We start from the raw sequence: 17,612 nt of genomic DNA on the forward strand, positions 1-17,612 counted from the left end.
GCCGCGCCGCGCGCAGCGCGCGATGCAGCGCCGCCTCCTCGGCAATCTGGCGGGTGCCCCGCCCGCGCCAGTTGATGTAATTGGCCGCCGTCCGGCAGCGATGGGCGCGCATCCACGCGATGAGGTCGGTGCGCGGTTCGAAGTCGATGCAGAACCCGAATATCTTGCGCAGCCCCGGCCCCGCCACCACCGCCAGCGCCTCGAGGAACTCCGCATCCCCGCCATCGTAGTCGGCGATGAACGCCAATCGCACCGGCTCGGTCACCGGCAGGCTCTCGGCCAGCGCGATGCGGTCCCGCAGCGAGGGATCGTCGAGCACGACGAACCGCGCGACATGGATGCGCTTGAGCCGCCCGAACGGCACCAGCCAGTTCTCGGGCTCTGCCTGGCCGGGAGACGAGGTCATCGACGCCAGCGTCCGCTCCAGTTCGACGCGTACGCCGAAGCGGAGGGGCGAGGCGATGAAGATGTGTCCCTGCCGGATCACGGCGGCCCGATCAGCCGCCGAACTCGAGCGCGAAGTCGATCAGCCGCGTCTTGTCCCAGTAGACCTTGCCCAGATAGAGCCCCGGCTCGATCATCCGGATCTCGTCGCGCACGTGCGATGCCAGCAGCGAGGTGTCGGAATAGTCGAGCACGATGCACTCCTTGCCGTCCAGCCAGCTCGGCTCCTTGTAGACTTTGGCGACGATCGCCTTGAGCCCGAACGGCAGGATGGTGTTGCGCAGGAAACCATGCTCGCCGTCGAAGACCTTGCCCTGCCAAGCAAAGATATTGATGAGCTTGGCGATCTCGTCCGAAACCGAGGTGCCCGGCGCGATGATCGCCGTCCCCCTGGCCTCGCCATCGGGAATCGGCCCCGCCTCGTGCGCGGAAAACAGCGCATCGAGCGCAGCCTGGTCCATCTTGAGCCACTGCGATACCGACTGTCCCATGGCGATCCTCCCAAATCAGCCTGCCAGGTCTGTGCGTATCAGAAATCAATAAAAACAAATTTTTGTATGTTTAGTTAGTTACCGAGGACATTATTCATATGTAAGCGTTTGTTCATTCCGCCACAATACGATCAACACACCGAACGATGGCCGTCAATCGGAGTGTACTATTCCGCACACTCTGTCACTACTGACATTGGTTGTTAAGCGGCCGGTGTCGATCCGGTGTTCACGAAAGGCTGGGCGATACCGTCCAATGGAATAGCCATGTCGGCCAGTTCGCGCTCGGCCCAGAACAACCTGCCCGTATATTCGGCCGGATTTTCGCAGGCGGAAAAATAGACGATCATTCGGGCGGGAACCGTCATCGACACTGCCACGCTGTCGTCCAATCCGGCTTCCCGCACGCGGATGGCGACCAGCTCGGTCGCGACAAGACCTGGGTGGAGGCCGATAATGAAGATATTTTTCTGCGCCAGTTCGGGCGCAAGGCAGTTCCCGAGCCGATCGAGCGCCCGCTTGCTCGAATAATAGCCGGGCACGGCGAGGCTGAATTCGCCGACAGCGTCCAGTTTGCGCGGCTCCTCCGGCATCCGGAAGACTTCGCCGCTGCCGGTGGAGAGATTGATGATCCGGCCACCGCCGCGCTTTTCCATGATCGGGACGACCAATTGGATCAGCGTGAACGGCGCATGGACGTTGACATCGAACTGATAGAGCCAATCCTCGCGGCTCAGGTCCAGGAAGCGGGTGCTCCAGATCGGCCCGTTGGTGGCAGCGGCATTGTTGACCAATATGTCCACGCCGCCAAAGCGGTCCACCGCCGCCGCCACCAGCTTCTTGAGCTCGGCTTCGCTGGCGAGATCGGTCTGTACGGCCAGCGCCGCTCCGCCGAAGGCCTCTATTTCCTGCATGGTCTCGCCAAGGCTGCCGGGCAGCGTGTCGCTGGTATCGACCGTCCGCGCGGCCAGCACCACCCTGGCTCCCCGCCGCGCGAAGTCCAGTGCGGACTGCCGCCCTACCCCGCGGCTAGCACCCGTGATGATCGCAACCTTGCCGGTCAGATCCATCTCTGTTTGGCGTTCCATTCAAGTTCCTCATCCTGCTCGACTGCCGCAAAGCTACGCAGGCCGCACAGGCGCCTCAACGCGAGGCGTTCCCAATCATCGAAATGAGGACATTTTCTTTCGCTTCGCTAAGATGTTCGGCTCCCTCTGTGCCGATGACCGTCGCGAATGCTCGACGGCAACACGCCTGTCTCCCGCGCAAACGCATGCGCAAAGCTGCTCGAACTCGAATAGCCCAGCGCCGCCCCGACAGCGCCGACCGGAACCCCCGCCTCCAGCATCCTGCCGGCCCGCTCGGCCATGGCGGCGGCGATGAACCTGCCCAGCGTCCGACCGGTCTCCTGATGGAAAGCCCGGCCCAGATGGCGGGACGTCAACCCGCATATCGCGGCGAGTTCGACGATATTCGGCAGCGGGCCTTCGGCATGGATCCGTTCGAGCACCAGGCGCATCCGCCAGGGCGCCAGTCCCCCGGAAAGGCGGCGCGTCCCAGCCCGCCTTCCCTCGATCGCGCGCGCGATCTCGACCGCTATTTCACGCGCGATGCCCTCCAGCGCGATCCGCAGCCCGATCTCTCCATTGCTCATCTCGCGGTACATACGCAACAGCAGCCATTCCAGCGGACCGCCGCTCAGGTCGATGGAGCCGAGATGTGCCCGTTCCTCAAAACTGGGCGGCCTCGCGCAGACGGATTCAACGAGGTCCGCCTCGAGGAAACAGCGCATGGCGCGCGCCTCGCCGTCCGCGACGCTTACCGAGTGGATCGTCTGGTCCGGCGGGACCAACCGGACCCGCCGGACCCCATAGGGAGCCATCTGAGCGAGCGCGACGTTCCGGCGATCCACCTCGACCGGGCCATCGAGCATCAGCGTGAGGAAATAGCACCGTCTATCGGTATGCCAGGTGGCATCCAAGGTACGCGACCATTTCAAGCGTCGAAGTTCCGACCATCCGCCATCGAAATCGACGACGATCTCCGCGTTGAAGCTGTCGAACGCGATGGGCGTGTCGTCGGCGCCGAACAACCACCCGGAATAATGTTCCGGCGGATATTGCTCCGCGGTCCTTGTAGCCATCGACCTCTCCCAACGATTAGCCAGTGCCCTTCATCGATGCCGCGATTTCGCATGATCGCCAAGAAGGACATAATCGTCATTGGCTGTCCATGCCGGTGCATTCGATCCGGGCCGGTACATTCGATCTGGCGGCCTCCGGGTCCATTGCGCGGCCGCCCGCTTTCCAGATGCTCACCGGATCTTCGATTTCCAGATCCCGACTGTCTTCTTTTCCGGCCTGTCCGCGATAAACCGAGACGAAGGCCGCGGCAGGGGCAACCACCGCGACCTTTGCTCCCTCCCTGGGTCGTTCAAAGCTGATCGAAGGTGATCGTGCTCCGGATTTCCTCGGTCTGCGGGCCGACCGACATGGGGCAGGCCACGCCGGGCATGGCGGCGACATCGAACAACTCGGTGATGTGGCCTTCGAGGCGCACCCATTCGACGATGTGGCCGGTCGCGAGGTTCACGACCATGAGGCCGCACCACGCCTCGGCATCGCGCTTCTTCAGTTCGCCATCGAGCAGCAGGCCCTTGAAAGTGCCGTCGCGCGGCTCCGAGAGTGTGACTATGGCATGGCCATGGTGGATGGCCATGCCGCGCAGGAAGCCGGGGCAGAACGCGATGTCGGTCTTCTCGCCGCTCGCGGGGTCGATCCGCACGATCTGGCCCCGTCCGCTGTCGAGCACGTAGACTTGTTCGCCGACCACGCGCGGGGAATGCGGCATCGAAAGCTGGTCGGTGACGATGCGGTCGTCGCGCACGTCGATCAGCACCCCGCCCTCATGCCGCCGCTCGCGCCACCCGCTGAGCACATCGGAGCGGCTGACGGCGGTGACGTAGCGCACTTCCCCGTCCGCCATCGCCATACCGTTGAGGTGGCAGCGGTCCTCCGGCGCCAGCTTGGAGATGAACGCCGGCTTCCAGATCGGCCTGAAGCTGTGGGTCAGGTCCAGCGTGGCGAGGCAGCTGTACTTGGTGTTGACGAAGATCACCCGGCCGTCCCGGTCCGCGCCGACCTCATGGATATCGACGTCGCCGATGGTCTGGGCATTGCGCGGGACCAGCACGGCATCGAACGCCTTGTTGCCCAGTTCGCCGGGACGCAGCATGTTCTCCAGCCTCCAGAGCTGCGACAGCGAGCCGAGGTAGAGCCGCCCCGGCCGCCAGCACACGCCCATCGCGCGGCTGAAGCTCTGCTGGTTGAACGAGACGGTGCCATTGGCGTGGGCACCGACGAGGAACAGTTGCCCGGTCTGGTACGAGGTGAAGGCCAGGCTCACCCGGTGCGTGCGCAGCCAGGCGTTGAACCCGCGCGAGACGGCGATGTTGGTGGCGCCGGGTGCGAGCGTAGCCGCTTCCGTTCCCGGGGCGGACGCGCGGCCGGTGGTGGTTTGGATCGCAGCCATTCCGGCCTCCGCCTCCGGGGGGGAAGCGGAGGCCGGACGCTCGGCGGTGGCGAGATCAGAAGCGGGGCCAGAATCAGGGCCAGAATCAGAGCCGGTGTCGGTCATGTCGTGTTCTCTGCTTGTGGCGAGGGCCGGGTGCGTGCCCGGCCCTCGTGGTAGCGGGATCAGAACTGGAAGCGCACGCCGGCGCGGCCGCCGCCGCCCCTGGTGCTGGACCCGAAGGTGGCGTTACCCTCTACGAAGCCGCTGACCGGGCCTTCGGAGAGGATCGTCACGCCCAGCGCCGCCTGCCCGTAGTCGCCCATGCGGCGGCCCTCGATGCTTTCTGAGGTGCCCCCGCTCACCAGCGTCGCGGCGGGCCTGCCCTCGAACTGGTGGACCCAGCTTCCCCGGGCATAAAACACCGCCTCGGTTCCGAAGACCCTGGCCGTGCCGCCGATCCGCGCGCCCAGCTTGCCGGTCAGCCCGTCGAGCTTGCCGAAGTCGATCGACTGACCCAGCAGGTTGAGCCCGGCGATATCCGTCATCTGCCACGCCAGCGAGGCCAACGGTTCGACGAACACCTTGTCGGAGCCCAGCCGCGCGCCGATCTCGCCCTGCAGGCCGTAACCGTCGCCGCTGGTCTTGTCCGACCAGTCGAGAACCCGGCCGTGCGCGTCGATCGCGTGGTGTGCATACTGGCCCAGCGCATTGACGAACAGCGCCCCGCGCCTGACCGAGCCGTAGGCACCCACGTTGACCGTGTCGAACTCCGCCCGGTCGCCGCCGCGCTCGAAATTCTGGCGCGAGCTGATGTAGCCCGCCGTCACGCCGAACACGGCGGAGCCCGCATCGGTCATCGACCCGCCGATATCCATGCCCACCTGGAACCCGTAGAAGTCCTGGCGGTAGTCGAGGGCATAGTCGGTGCCGCCGATCGCCTGCGCGGCGTCGCGGTTGCTCACGCCGCCGTAGACCTGGCCCCACAGACGGGCGGCGGGCTGCACGTCGTCGCGCAGCTGCGTCATGTGGCTGCTCCATGCCTGCGCGGACTGGTCCCAGATCGCCTGCGCCCCTTCGCCGATCCGCGCGAGCCGATAGACCGGCGCACCGGCCTGCGCGGTCAGGCCGAAGCTGCCTGCCTCGTATGCGAGCGCATAGTGCACCAGCCCGACGTCCGGCGCCGCCATGTGGAACGCCGTCGATGCACTGCCCGCGCCGACCTTCACCAGTTCGATCGGTTTGGTCAGCAGCGTGGCATCGGATGCGCTCTGGTTGAGCACGATCCCGGTGGACCCGGTCGCCGCTCCCTGAATCACCAGCTTGTCGGCAACGCCCTTCCCGAGATCGAGCCCGAGCTGGGCATTACCCGAACCGAAATAGTCGCCGGTCAGCGTCAGCGTGTCGCCCGCCGCTCCGCCGCGCAGGTCGATGAGGCCGCTGTTCTCGAACCGCTCCAGCCCCTTGAACGTGGCCGAAACCGGCGCGGCAGCCGCCCGTGCCGCAGCGGATGTACCGCTCGACACCGCCAGGATGCCGCTGTTGGTGAACACGTCCCGTCCGGCACCGAAGTCGCTGTCCTTCGTCGCATCGAAGCGGCCGCTGTTGACGAAGGTGTCATCCACCGCCGTCATCTTCACGTTGCCCTCGATCAGGCCGGAGTTGGTGATGGCCGCGCCGTAAACGGTGGTCAGCTCGTCGCCGATGCCGAGGTCCGCCATGTAGACCGTGTAGCCGTCGCCCAGGTTGCGGATTGTGCCCGCGTTGTTGAGCGTCACGCCGGTGTAGGAGCCCAGGATCACCGCATTGCCGATGCCCACATAAGGATCGTCGGCCGGGTTGTGCTGGCCGCCGCCGATGACCGTCGCGCCCTTGCCGATGTTGAGCACGGTGTCGCCGCTGAAGGAGTTCATCTCGATCGCGACGTGGTTGGGTGCGATCACTGACCCGGTGACGGTGGCCTCGGCATCGCCGGCGCTGATCGTCAGGATGCCGCGCCCGCCTGAAGACACGTTGCCGACCTCGATGCTGGTGGTGCCCGCAGAGATCGTCGAGAGGCCGGCTCCGCCCTTCGAGGCGTCGATCGCCTGCGCCTTGACCGACACGTCGCCGCGATAACTGAGAGCGACCACGCCCGCCGAACCCTCGCCCGAAACGGTGACCTTGCCGACGTCCACCGTCAGCATCGGCAGCGCCTCGGCCTCGCCCTCGGCCAGTGCGACCTTGTCGCCGCCGCGCCCGGGCCTTTCGACGACCGCGAGCACGCCCGAGGCGTACTTGCCCGAGGCTTCGACCGTGCCGGTGGAGACCACGTCCACGTCGCCGCCATGGCTGATCGCGCGGACCGCGTTGGCGGCCTCCCCGCTCGTCGCCACCTTGCCGGAGTTGGCGATCGATACGGTCGAGACCGCCCCGGTTCCGCCCAGCGCATAGATGCCGTGGGCGAACTGGCCAGAGGTGGCGATATCACCGCTGTTGGTCACATCGAGCGGACCCGCGCCGAAGGCCAGTACGCCGTAGGCGTTACGGCCACTGGTCGAGATCGTCCCGGTCGTCGTGACCGACACGCCCCCGCTCGCCGAATAGCCGCGCACGGCAGCCGCCTTGTCGCCGGTCGTGGCGACATCCCGGGCGTGGATGGTGACCTTGCCGTCGAGGGCGGCGGCATAGATGCCGGTCGCGAAGTCTCCTCTGGTGGAAACCGCCCCGGTCGCCGTCACGTCGACGCTGGCGCCGACCGCGTAGATGCCGTGGTTGAAATGCGGCGCGGTGTAATAATAGTCGCCGATCGGCTGGCCCGGCACGAAGTCGCCGGTCGTGGTCACGTCGCCCGCAGTGATCCTGATCGCCCCGGAATAACCGATCGCGACGATACCCGCCGATCCGGCTCCGGTGGTGGTCACCGTGCCCGCCGTGATGTCGATCCCGCCGCCCTGCGCCGCGTTCACCGCGACGATGCCGTCGGAAAGGTCGCCGCTGGTCGAGACCGAACCCACATCGATGCGGATGTCGCCGCTGAGCGGCTGGCCGTCGAGGCCCGCGCCATAGACGCCCGCATAGAGGCCGGCGGCATTGTGGCCGCTGGTGCTGATCGCCGCCTGGCTGACCGAGACTGTGCCGCCCAGCGCCTGCGCAAGCACGCCCAGCGAGCGCTCCCCGCTGGTGGTGATCGTGCCGGTTCCGTCGATCGTCACGCCCTGCATGCCGAAGCCGACGATGCCGCGCGAATCCTGCCCCGAGGTTTCCAGAGTACCCCGGTTGTGGATGCCGATGGTCCCCCCGGAGATCGCGAACACGCCGTCGGAGATGTCACCTGCGGTCGAGAGGGCATCGGTGACGGTGATGTCGCCGTTATTGCCGGTGCCGAAGACGGCGGCGTAGATGCCGGTGGCGATCGGCCCCGTGGTCTTGACCTTGCCCACGTTCACGGTGACGTCGGTGCCCTCTGCGACGACGCCGAAGCCGCCTTCGGTAGCGGTCAGGATCTCGCCCGCATCGACACGGACCGTCTTTGCGCCGAGCGCCAGGATGCCGACGCCGAGTGTCCCGGTCTCCTCGACCTTGTCGACCTTGACCGAGATGTTCTGGCCGCTGACGGCGATGCCGGTGCTGTTGTAATGGTCGGAAGTGACGGTGCCCGCCTTCACGTCCACGTCGCCATAGCGCGCCGATACGCTGATCGCGCCGCCGGTGACGGTGCCCGCGTCGATCGAGACCTTGCCGTCATAGGAATAGGCAAAGATCGCCGCGCTGACATCGCCATGGTTGGTGATGCTGCCGACGTCGATCGAGATGTCCCCGGCCACCGCCAGGTTGACCGCCTGGATCCCGAGTGCCTCCTTGCCCGATGTCTCGATGGTGCCCGCAGTGATGGAAATCGCGTTGCCCACGCCGTTGGTATAGGCATTGATGCCATAGGCGTAGTCGCCCGAGGTCTTCACCGACCCTGCATTGATCACGGTGTCCATCTGACGGCCCAGGCTCAGTGCCCGGACACCGTCCGAACCGAAGCCCTCGGTCGTAACCTCGCCCACATCGACGGCAAGCGTTTCGCCGGCAGAGAAACGCGCGCCGCCGGTCTTCGCCAGAACGCCATAGGAATAGTCGCCCTTGGTGGCGATCGTGTTGCCGGTGATCGTGACGTCGCCGTAGACGCTGGTGGCATCGATGCCGCGACCGACCTTGCCCCGGGTGGCGATATCTCCCACCGTCACGGTGTTAGACCCGTAGACGGCATAGGAATACACGCCGAATGCGTAATCGCCCCGCGTGCTGATCGAACCCACGTCGATCGCGATGTTCCCGCCGCGACCGATATTGATCGCATCGACGCCGTCGGACCCGAAGCCGGTTGTCACCAGCGTGCCGGCGGTAACGGAAATGTCGCGCTCTGCCTGTCCGTTGTCGTGGACGAAGTTGGAATTGGCGTAGATCGCGGCGGAATAGTCTGCGGCCGTGCTGACCGAGCCCGCAGTGACGTGCACGGCCGCGCCGACCGCCTTGATGCCGGTGCCCAGGAACGCCCGGTTCACGTTCGCGCCGCTGGTGGTCACGTCGCCCACGTTGATGGTGGTCGTGCCGCCCGAATAGGCGACTACGCCGCGCGCCGCCGTTCCGCTGGTGGCGACCGAGCCGACGTCAATATCGACGTTGCCGTAGTAGCTCCAGCCGTAGACCGCCTCGGAACCGTAGCCGGTGGTGGTCACCTTGTCGGCCTTGATGCCGGTGCTGCCGTAGTAGGCGGCGGCGCGGATGCCGTTCGACAGCGCCCCGGTGGTGCTGACTTCCCCGGCGGTGATGGTGATGCCGCCCGACAGCCCGCCGACATTGTTGTTGGCGTTGATGCCGTCCGACCGGTAGCCGGAGGTCTTCACGGTCCCGGCGTCGATGGCGATGTCGCCGTAGCCATAGGCATGAATGCCCGCCGCGTTCGCACCCGAAGTCGTCACCGAGACGGCGGTGATCGTGGTCTTGCCGTCGGTGCGCGTCTCGATCCCGCGCGAATCGTCGCCGGTGGTGACCACGGTGCCCGCGTCCACCGTCACGTCGCCGCCGAAGAACGTGCCGTCCTCACTGTAACCGCGCAACGCGGAGACCTTGATGCCCGAGGCGTAGGCGCCGCCGGTCGTCACCGAGCCCGCATGGATCGTCGCGTCGTTGCCGAGCGCCAGCACGTCCACGCCCGAGGACTGGTCGCCCTTCGTGGTGATCGCGCCCGCGTCGATGGCGATGTGGTGATCGAGCCCGCCGGTGCTGACGCCGGTGACCTTGATTCCGGTGGAATTGCTCCCGCCGGTGGTGACCTGGCCGGCCTTGATCGCCGTGTCGCCCGCATAGGACTGCGCGTAGACGCCAGGGCTGTCATCGCCCGAGGTCGAGATCGCGCCGACCTCGAGCGTGAGGTTGCCGTGGTCGAGGAAGGACTGGAAGCCCGCCGCGTTATTGCCGTTGGTGGTCAACGAACCGATGGTGAAGTGCTGGTCGGAATAGACGCCGTTCGTCAGGATCGCCGGGGAGTGGTCGCCCGCCGTGGTGATCGATCCGATGGTGGCATTGACCGTGCCGAAGCTGTTGCCGATCGACAGGCCGACCGCATCCCGGCCCAGCGCGACCGCGCCTTTGGTGACGATGCTGTCGATGTTGAGCGTCACGTCGCCATCGGCATTCTGGATGATAACACCGCGCGAACGGTCGCCGTTGATGGTCACCGTGCCGAGGTCCACGTCCACGTCGCCGCCCGTCTTCACCACGACGCCCGCCGTGTTGATGCCGTTGGTGGTGACGCTGTCGGCCTTGACGGTGAACTTGTGGTTCTCGCCCAGGTAGCCTGCCGAGCCCCCCGCATAGATCGCAGCGGAATTGTTGCCGTCCGTGGTGACGCTGCCCGCCGTAATGGTCAGCTGAGCGTCTGTGCCATAGGCGAGCACGTTGATGCCGTTCGCGAAATCGCCATGGGTGGTGACGCTGTCCGCGCTGATATCGACATTGCCGTAGATGCTCACCGCGCCCATCCCGGCCGAGCCGGTGCCGCTGGTCTCTACCGTCCCGGCAGAGAGCGAGACGTTGCCGAAACCGCCCGCGTAGGCGCCCCAGCTCTCGTCCCCGGTGGTGGCGATCGCGCCGATCGACACCTTGGTCTCGCCCATCGTGAAGTTAGTGGCGATCACCCCGTCCGAAGCATAGCCGCCCGTCTTCACGCTGTCGGCATGGACCGTGAGGTCGGTCGGCGCGCCCAGCACGGTCTGGCCGGTTTCCTCGTCGAACACCGGCGGCTGGCCCGCCTGCGCGTCGATGCCAACCGAATAGTCGCCATGCGTGGTGACCGATCCCGCATCGATGGTCAGGCTGCCCTGGGTGCTGACCCCGTAGATACCGCGCGAATAGAGCCCGCTGGTCTCGACGCTGCCCGCCGAAACGCCGATCGCGCCGCTGTAGCCGGAAACGTGGACGCCGTCGGAGAAGGCGCCGCTGGTCTTTACCGCGCCGACCTGGACATCGACCGCGCCCGAGACGCTGCCCGCGACCACGCCATGTGCCTCGCTCCCCTGGGTGGACACGCTGCCGACATGGATCGTCAGGTCGCCTGCGTCGGTGTTGCCCGCAACGCCGATCGAACCGGTGCCCTGCGTGGCGATCGTGCTCGCGCCGTCGGCGATCACCGCCGCCGCACCGCCCGAGAAGTTGGTGACATTGATGCCGTTCACGTAGTCGTCGCCGGTTTCCACCGCAACGCCGTCCCCGAGATGGACGGTCAGGTCCTGGGGAGTCTCGCCCGCCCCGACGCCGTAATGGATGCCGCCCGGATAGCTGGACGAGGCCGGGCAGGTCACCGCCGTCAGGGTCAACAGGCCGCAGGCCGGTGCGGCCGCCGCAGGGGCGGTGCCGATCAGCAGCGCGGCGGCGGCGCCGGTCAGGCAGGTGCCGAGCCGCAATACATGACGGCGCGGTCGTGAACGGGCGGGGGATCGGAGGTGCCGGGTGGACTTGAGGATCGTATTAACGCGGTCGTCGTGCACGTGGTGCTCCCTGGTAGCGTCCAGGAGCAATCGTCGGTCGGGTCCGTGGCGCGCACCGGCCGGAGCCGGGCAGCGCATTGGCGATGTAAAAACCCCGGGACCCGACCCGTTGCCCCCTCGATGCCGGCAAAACGCCACCCCAAGGGCCTACCCGTAAGGGAAATTACACAATTGACACTTTTTCTTCAAAATCCTGCTTCGAAGCCCACCCGTACCGTGCGCGGGCGCTGCGGCGTGGTCTGCGCGCCCGCCCGCAAGGTGAAGGGATTGCCCAGCGCAAAGCGATCGCCGCGCGCATCCAGCAGGTTTTCGACCGACAGCGCGACCACCGCCCGATCGAGTTCCAGCCGCCCCGACAGGTCGAGCCGGGTCACCCCGCCCTGCCGCAAGTCGAGGTTCGCGCCCGCCCCCAGGTGCGACACGCCTTCGTGCACGACCAGCGCGCCGAGCCCGAGGCTCCGCCCCGCGCGCAGCGGCAGACGATAGCGCGCCTCCCCTCGCAGCGAGAGGCCCGGCACATTGGGCAGCGAATGGCTGCCGTCGCGCAAGTATTCCAGCGGATGCAGCCGGTCGCGGACCACCATCGCCGCGCCCAGCAGTTGCAGCCGCCCCGTCACTTGCGCGCGCCCCGTGACATCGGCGCTGAATACGCGGGCATCGCCGATATTCTCGGTATACGTCAGGCCCACCGGCGTCAGCAGGTCCCCTTGCACGTCGCGCCACCGGCTCCAGGCCAGCGTCGCGTCCCATTCCAGCGGGCCGGTCCCCACGTCGCGAAGGCCGACTTCGAGCGTGCCGATCCGGTCGGACGCGAACTTGCGCGAGACGATCCCGCCCGCAACCCCTCCCGGCCGGTATCCCCGCTCGTAGCGCGCGTAGGCCCGCCCCTTGCCATGCAGCTTCAGCGTGGCGGCAAGCGACGGCAGCAGCCGCGTCTCGCTGCGCGCCACCGACACCGGCTCCTGCTCGCGCGAGAAGTAGAAGCTGTCGAGCTTGCCCAGCGCATCCCCATCCAGCGTGATGCGGCTGAAGCGCAGGCCGCCGGTGAAGCTGAGCCCCGGCCCCGCATCAAGCGTCACTTCGCCGAAAGCACTGAGTTCGGTGTTGTCATTGCGCACGCGCAGCAGATCGCCGGGGCTTTCGGGCAGCACGGAACGGATCTGCCGCGCCCGGCTGGAGAGAATGCTCACCCCGCCCACCCAGCCCGGGCCGTCGCCGGGCTCCCGCCACGCCCGAGCCTCGATCGTGACCAGACTGGCGTGGTCGGCCTGGCGATAGAGGATCGCGCCGCCATCGCGCGCGGTGGCGGCATAGTTCTGGTCCATGCGCTGTTCCACCGCGCCCACCGTCGCGCTGACATGCACCGGCTCGCCGCCGCGCCTCACCGTGGCGGAGGCAAGCGCGATATGGTCGGACGATGGCTCGGCGACACCGCTGCGCCGCTCCAGCGCGCCTGCCGCCCCCGATCCCGTGCCCGGCTGCGCGTACTGCGCATCGCGGCTGCGGATCGCCTGGACCGCGCCGCCGATGTCCGCGGTCCAGTCGCCCTGACGGTAGCGCAGCGCCAGCCTGCCACCGGTCGTGCGCACACGATTGACGTCCTTGTCCCCGCGCGCCGTATCGTCGATGTAGCCTCCGGCGTCCGATCGATAGCCCAGCACGCGCAAGCCCAGCTGCCCCTCCACCACCGGCAGGTTGGCCAGGCCGCCGAGGTCGCCCCCCATCGCTCCGTGCGCCGTCGCCGAGATTCCGCCCCAGCCCCGCGCCGATGCCTCGCCGAGATCGGGAGCGCGCGGCTGCAACCGGACGATGCCGCCCAGGGCGCCCGCACCGTAGAGCGTGCCGTGGGGGCCGGGAAGCACCTCCACCTGCTCCAGGTCGAGCGGCAGCAGGCCGGGATCGGCCGCACGATAGGTCAGCCGCTGCTCCCCGAGGTACGGCGCCACCGTCGCCGCACGGGTGCCAGCGAAGCTCGAATCGGCGATCCCCCGCAAGAACAGCTTGTCGCGCCCCGGCCCCAGGTGCGTTCCGCTCACCAGCGCCACCCTGTCCGTCAGCGCATCGCTGCCTCGCATCGCCGCAGCCGCATCGATCATCGCACCGGGCATGACCCGCGCGGTGAGGGGAAACGCATGCAGCGCCGCATCGCTCCGGCTCCGAGCGACGACGATCGCCGCACCGCCGGGTTCGGGCGGACGCATCGGGATCAGGGCGGACACGGGCTCCGCTTCAAGCCGGCGCAGGCCGACGATCAGCCACGAATCGCCGCCGAGCCGGCGCAGCATCACGCCGTTGCCGAGAATCTGCCGGAGCATGTTGTCGACCCCGCCCGACACCCGCTTGGACGCGATCCGTCGCCGTAACAGCGCCGGGTTGGTGGTGCCGATGCTGGCGCCGGTGCCGCGCGCAATGATGTCGATCGCCTCCGCGAGGGTGCACGAAGGTATCGCAAGGTCGCGGGCGCAGGCCCGGTCCGGCGCCGCGACAAGCGCCATTGCGAGAGCGAAGACCCCCCGCCCGCGCATCTCAGTCCGAACCGCCGTCCGCGCTCAGCAGCAGGCGCACCCGTTCCTTCACCGCTTCGGGCGGCCCGTCGAGGCCGATCGTTCCGGTAAAGCGCCGGTCCCCGCCCTGCCCCTCCAGTTCCACGCGCAGCCCGGTCGCGCGGGCAACGTCGGCGAGGACCAGCGATACCGGGGCATCCTCGTAGTGCAACCGCCCTTCGCGCCAGCCGGCGACGCCCTCGGGCGCAAGATCGAACCGTCGCCCGCGTGTTCCTGCCCGTTCGAACCCCTGCCCGGCAGTGAGGACCAGCCCTCCCTCACCCTCCGCCTGCGCCACCGCCACCGAGCCTTCGGCGACGCTTACGGCCAGCCGCCCGGGCTCGCTCACGACGTCGAAGCGTGTGCCCAGGTCGGTGATAGTCGCCCCGCCCGCGGTGACGACGAAAGGCCGCGCCGCATCGTGGCGCACGACGAACAGCGCCTCGCCCGACACCAGCGCCGCCCCGCGCCCGCCGGGATCGAGCCGGACCACCGTATCGCCGTTGAGCGCAAGGCGGGTGCCGTCGGCCAGTTGCAGATCACGGTGCACGCCGGCCGCAGTGCGATACTCCTGCCAGGGCCGCGCATCCTCGCCCCTGAGGCCCAGCCACAAGCCGAGGCCCACCAGCACCGCCACCCCAGCGGCGATGCCCGCCGGCAGGTATCGCCGCGAAGGGTTGTCGTTGACCGCGACGAACTCGGCCCGGGAAGGGGGAAGCCCCTGCGCCACCTCGTCCACCGCCTTGGCCTCGGCAAGCTGCAGGATGTCGAAAGCACGCGCGTGATCCGGCGACAGGGCGAGCCACGCCGTCAGCGCATCCCAGTCCGCGAACCGGGGATCGCCCAGCCGGATCACCCATTCGAGCGCTTCGTTGTCGAGGCGTGCCTTGTCCGTCACCATAATCTCCGGCACATAACGCCGCCGCCGCCGTCAATCCGCATCGAGGCCGCTCCTGATATCCAGAAGGGCGACGTAAGCCTTGCGCAAGTCCTTCTCCACCGTGCTCAGGCTCACGCCCAGTTCCTCGGCTATTACCCGCTGTTCCACGCCTTCCAGCCGATAGCGGCGGAAGACGTGTTCCACGCGCGGCCCCAGGTCCCGCAGCCGCTGCGAGGCGATGCCGACCTGCTGCCGGGCGATCAGCGCCTGCTCGGCCGAGGGCTGCTGGTCCCGGTCATTGACCTCGGCCCAGCCGGCATCCCGCACCGAGCGGCGGGCACCCTGCCGCCGGGCATCGAGCAGCAGGCGCTCGGCCATACGAAAAAGGTAGGACAGCGGGCTCGGTTCGACATCGCGGTCGATCGACGAGGCCTTGATCCACATTTCCTGCAGGATGTCCTCGGCAATATCCCCCGCGCCGCGCGCCATGAGGTAGGCCCGCAGCCGGGCACGATTCGCGAGCAACACCCCCGCAAGCCTGCTGGAGCCCGCGCCTTCGATATCCATCACACTGGAGAGCCGATCCACGTTCAACCGTTTGTCACAAACTAGAAACCAAAATGGGAGCATTGCAAGCCCCATCGCTGCATCGCACAACGCGCAGCACGGTATGCCGTCAAACCTGTGACTGGAGCGCCCCTTCGGAAAACCATGCGCCGGGCGCCGGCTTCCGATCGACGAACGCATTTTCCAGGTCGCGGCAAGGCGCCTGTCGTATCTTTCTTCGTTCGTCTAAGGGCCCGCCTAATCGCGTCCCGAGGTCCGGGTGTTTCGCGCGCAGGGCGGATCGCCGGGTGTGCATTCGGCGCGCGATGAAATCAGGTCGAGGTGCCGTCCGTCATTCCGGGCTCCTGATTCCTCGGCCGGTAGCCCAGGCGCAGCAGATGCTTGCGCAGCATTTCGCGCTGACGCCTGGCAGGCCAGTCCGAACGCTGAATGGCAACCAGGGTCGCGATGCCGTTGATCGCGACCTGGATGTCGGTCGCCACGTCCCTGGCATCCTCGGTCGGATCGAATTCGCCCCGCGCCTGTGCCTTCACGATCAGATCGACGAACACGTCGTTGCTGACGGTGCTGCTTTCCGACCACTCCGTTTCGATGCCCTCGATATCCGGGGTCTGTCCCCAGAACGCCAGCCAGCAGTGCCAGTCCTGCCAGCGCGGGCTTGTGATGGGCAGCGCGAAGTCGAGGCATGCCAGCAAGTCCTTGCCGTCCCTGCTCGCCTTCCTGATCCGCGCCAGTCCCCGCTGCCATGCGACCCGCTGGGTATAGGCCAGCATTTCGTGCTTGCTGCGAAAGTAGTGGCACACGATAGTGGTGCTGTAGCCGCACTCCTCGGCCACGGCGCGGATGGTGACGGCCTCGACGCCGCCTTTTAGCACAATGCCGGATACGACTTTGGCGATCTCCCTGCGCCGCTGTTCGTGATCGACTATGCGCGGCATGGGCGATTTACCTCGATTTCGAAGAGACGTCGTGACCGCTCACGCTACTGCCGCAGATCAGCGAAGCCAAGCCTTCGCACCAGCGGCGGGCACCGGATTTCATTTGGCACATACGTATATAATGCCGGGTCCTTTCGATCGTCCCCAATCGGTTGCCGGCTGCCGCGCCGGGGCTGCCGCTTTCCGTCAGAGGCTGATGTCCATCGTCGCGGTCATGCGTGAGGGGTCCGGATCGTGCGGCGGCTTGTCGTAGTCCATGACCGGGAAGAACTTCCCGTCCAGCATCGGCGACCCGTAATAGACTTGATCGTAGCGGTGCACCTTGATGAGCCATTCGTCTCCGTGTTTGCGGAAGGTGCTGTGATAGATGCCCATCACCACCTGATACGATCCGTCAGGCATGCGCAGCACTTCGTCCACATGCCCGCGAGACGCGGCCGTGTCCCCGTCCACCTCGATCACCAGCGAGGAAATCGACTGCCGGACGAAGGGAAAACCCTGCATGACGTTCCACCAGTGATCGACGACGGCCTGACGCCCGCGGGTGATGGTCCCGAAAGCGTGCCATTCACCGTCCTCGGCATAGCATTCGCCATGCGCCTCGGGATCGCGGCGGAAGATCGAATCTCCAAGGCGAGCCAGGGTTCGCCTGACGCCTGCATCGCCATCCAGCCGGTTCAGAAGGTCATTCATCGTCGTCCTCGCTTGTTATGTATGTCGTGCTTGCCGATGCGGCCGGACATCAATCCAGGGTCAGTGGGCCGCCCTGCCACCATCGCTCGAAGGCAGGACGCAGCATCGACGATGCAAGTTCGACGACCATGCCGCCGCCCGCCGGTCTCACATAGGCGAACGGTCCCCACCGTTCCTCGGGTGCGGCCCCGGCGGCGATGACGCTCCATCCTTGCGCGGTCAGGTCGTCCACCGTACCCGCCACGTCGTCCACCCAGAGGCCGACATGGTCGCCGCGCGATGCTGCCGCGTCGAAAAAGCTGCCGGCCTCCCCCTGCTGCAGTTCGAGCCGCACCGGCCCTTCGCACGAGATCGTGAAGCGATTGGTGATCGTCTTGAGGCCGGCCTCGGGCGTCCACACGGGGAAGCCTTCCAGCGTGAAGGGCTCGGCGAACTTCAGCCCCAGCGTGCGCGCGTAGAACGCCATGGCTTCGTCGAGGTCCGGGACCAGCACGCCCGTGTGGAATACCTTGCTATAGTCGAGCACCGCG

13 protein-coding genes are annotated in these 17,612 nt (G+C 67.1%); all 13 read right to left on the reverse strand.

Translation table 11 applies throughout. The features are described 5' to 3' along the window. Window positions 1–487 (reverse strand): hypothetical protein (locus LH128_RS05405; protein WP_008828575.1); only part of this gene is annotated, 487 nt, incomplete at its 3' end. A gap of 10 nt (window positions 488–497) precedes the next feature. Then, window positions 498–935 carry a hypothetical protein gene (locus LH128_RS05410; protein WP_008828576.1) on the reverse strand — a complete coding sequence of 146 codons (438 nt, stop codon included), beginning with the start codon at window positions 933–935 and terminating at the stop codon, window positions 498–500. Between the two features lie 203 nt (window positions 936–1,138). Beyond that, complete coding sequence (locus tag LH128_RS05415) at window positions 1,139–2,023, reverse strand: SDR family NAD(P)-dependent oxidoreductase (protein WP_008828577.1); 885 nt, start codon at window positions 2,021–2,023, stop codon at window positions 1,139–1,141. 107 nt (window positions 2,024–2,130) lie between these two features. Beyond that, window positions 2,131–3,027: a helix-turn-helix domain-containing protein gene (locus LH128_RS31270; RefSeq protein WP_008828578.1), complete on the reverse strand. Its 897-nt coding sequence runs from the start codon at window positions 3,025–3,027 to the stop codon at window positions 2,131–2,133. 127 nt (window positions 3,028–3,154) lie between these two features. Continuing rightward, on the reverse strand, window positions 3,155–3,340 hold the full coding sequence (locus LH128_RS05425; RefSeq protein WP_008828579.1) for a hypothetical protein: 186 nt from the start codon (window positions 3,338–3,340) through the stop codon (window positions 3,155–3,157). 28 nt (window positions 3,341–3,368) lie between these two features. Next, entirely contained in the window at window positions 3,369–4,466 is a 1,098-nt protein-coding gene (locus LH128_RS05430) for a TIGR03032 family protein (protein ID WP_008828580.1), read from the reverse strand. Window positions 4,467–4,630: 164 nt separating this feature from the next. Next, complete coding sequence (locus LH128_RS05435) at window positions 4,631–11,461, reverse strand: pertactin-like passenger domain-containing protein (protein WP_172704956.1); 6,831 nt, start codon at window positions 11,459–11,461, stop codon at window positions 4,631–4,633. A gap of 185 nt (window positions 11,462–11,646) precedes the next feature. Then, window positions 11,647–13,956 (reverse strand): TonB-dependent receptor, encoded by a 2,310-nt coding sequence (locus tag LH128_RS05440; protein ID WP_008828582.1) that lies wholly within the window; start codon window positions 13,954–13,956, stop codon window positions 11,647–11,649. A gap of 31 nt (window positions 13,957–13,987) precedes the next feature. Further along, window positions 13,988–14,902 (reverse strand): FecR family protein, encoded by a 915-nt coding sequence (locus tag LH128_RS05445; protein ID WP_172704957.1) that lies wholly within the window; start codon window positions 14,900–14,902, stop codon window positions 13,988–13,990. A 33-nt stretch (window positions 14,903–14,935) separates the two neighbouring features. Next, window positions 14,936–15,472 (reverse strand): sigma-70 family RNA polymerase sigma factor, encoded by a 537-nt coding sequence (locus tag LH128_RS05450; protein ID WP_309141549.1) that lies wholly within the window; start codon window positions 15,470–15,472, stop codon window positions 14,936–14,938. Between the two features lie 290 nt (window positions 15,473–15,762). After that, entirely contained in the window at window positions 15,763–16,389 is a 627-nt protein-coding gene (locus tag LH128_RS31275; protein WP_008828585.1) for a TetR/AcrR family transcriptional regulator, read from the reverse strand. 186 nt (window positions 16,390–16,575) lie between these two features. Next, complete coding sequence (locus LH128_RS31280) at window positions 16,576–17,082, reverse strand: YybH family protein (RefSeq protein ID WP_008828586.1); 507 nt, start codon at window positions 17,080–17,082, stop codon at window positions 16,576–16,578. 49 nt (window positions 17,083–17,131) lie between these two features. Next, a complete protein-coding gene (locus LH128_RS05465; RefSeq protein WP_008828587.1) occupies window positions 17,132–17,608 on the reverse strand; it encodes a VOC family protein in 477 nt (158 codons plus the stop codon). Between the last annotated feature and the right edge of the window lie 4 nt (window positions 17,609–17,612).

The organism is Sphingomonas sp. LH128 (genome assembly GCF_000293195.2).
Classification (GTDB): Bacteria; Pseudomonadota; Alphaproteobacteria; order Sphingomonadales; family Sphingomonadaceae; genus Novosphingobium; species Novosphingobium resinovorum_A.

Excerpts from the sequence above, each read along its gene's own strand:
- LH128_RS05410 (WP_008828576.1), bottom strand. The coding sequence starts at position 935 with ATGGGACAGTCGGTATCGCAGTGGCTCAAGATGGACCAGGCTGCGCTC.
- LH128_RS31275 (WP_008828585.1), bottom strand. The coding sequence starts at position 16,389 with ATGCCGCGCATAGTCGATCACGAACAGCGGCGCAGGGAGATCGCCAAA.
- LH128_RS05415 (WP_008828577.1), bottom strand. The coding sequence starts at position 2,023 with ATGGAACGCCAAACAGAGATGGATCTGACCGGCAAGGTTGCGATCATC.
- LH128_RS05430 (WP_008828580.1), bottom strand. The coding sequence starts at position 4,466 with ATGGCTGCGATCCAAACCACCACCGGCCGCGCGTCCGCCCCGGGAACG.
- LH128_RS31280 (WP_008828586.1), bottom strand. The coding sequence starts at position 17,082 with ATGAATGACCTTCTGAACCGGCTGGATGGCGATGCAGGCGTCAGGCGA.
- LH128_RS05440 (WP_008828582.1), bottom strand. The coding sequence starts at position 13,956 with ATGGCGCTTGTCGCGGCGCCGGACCGGGCCTGCGCCCGCGACCTTGCG.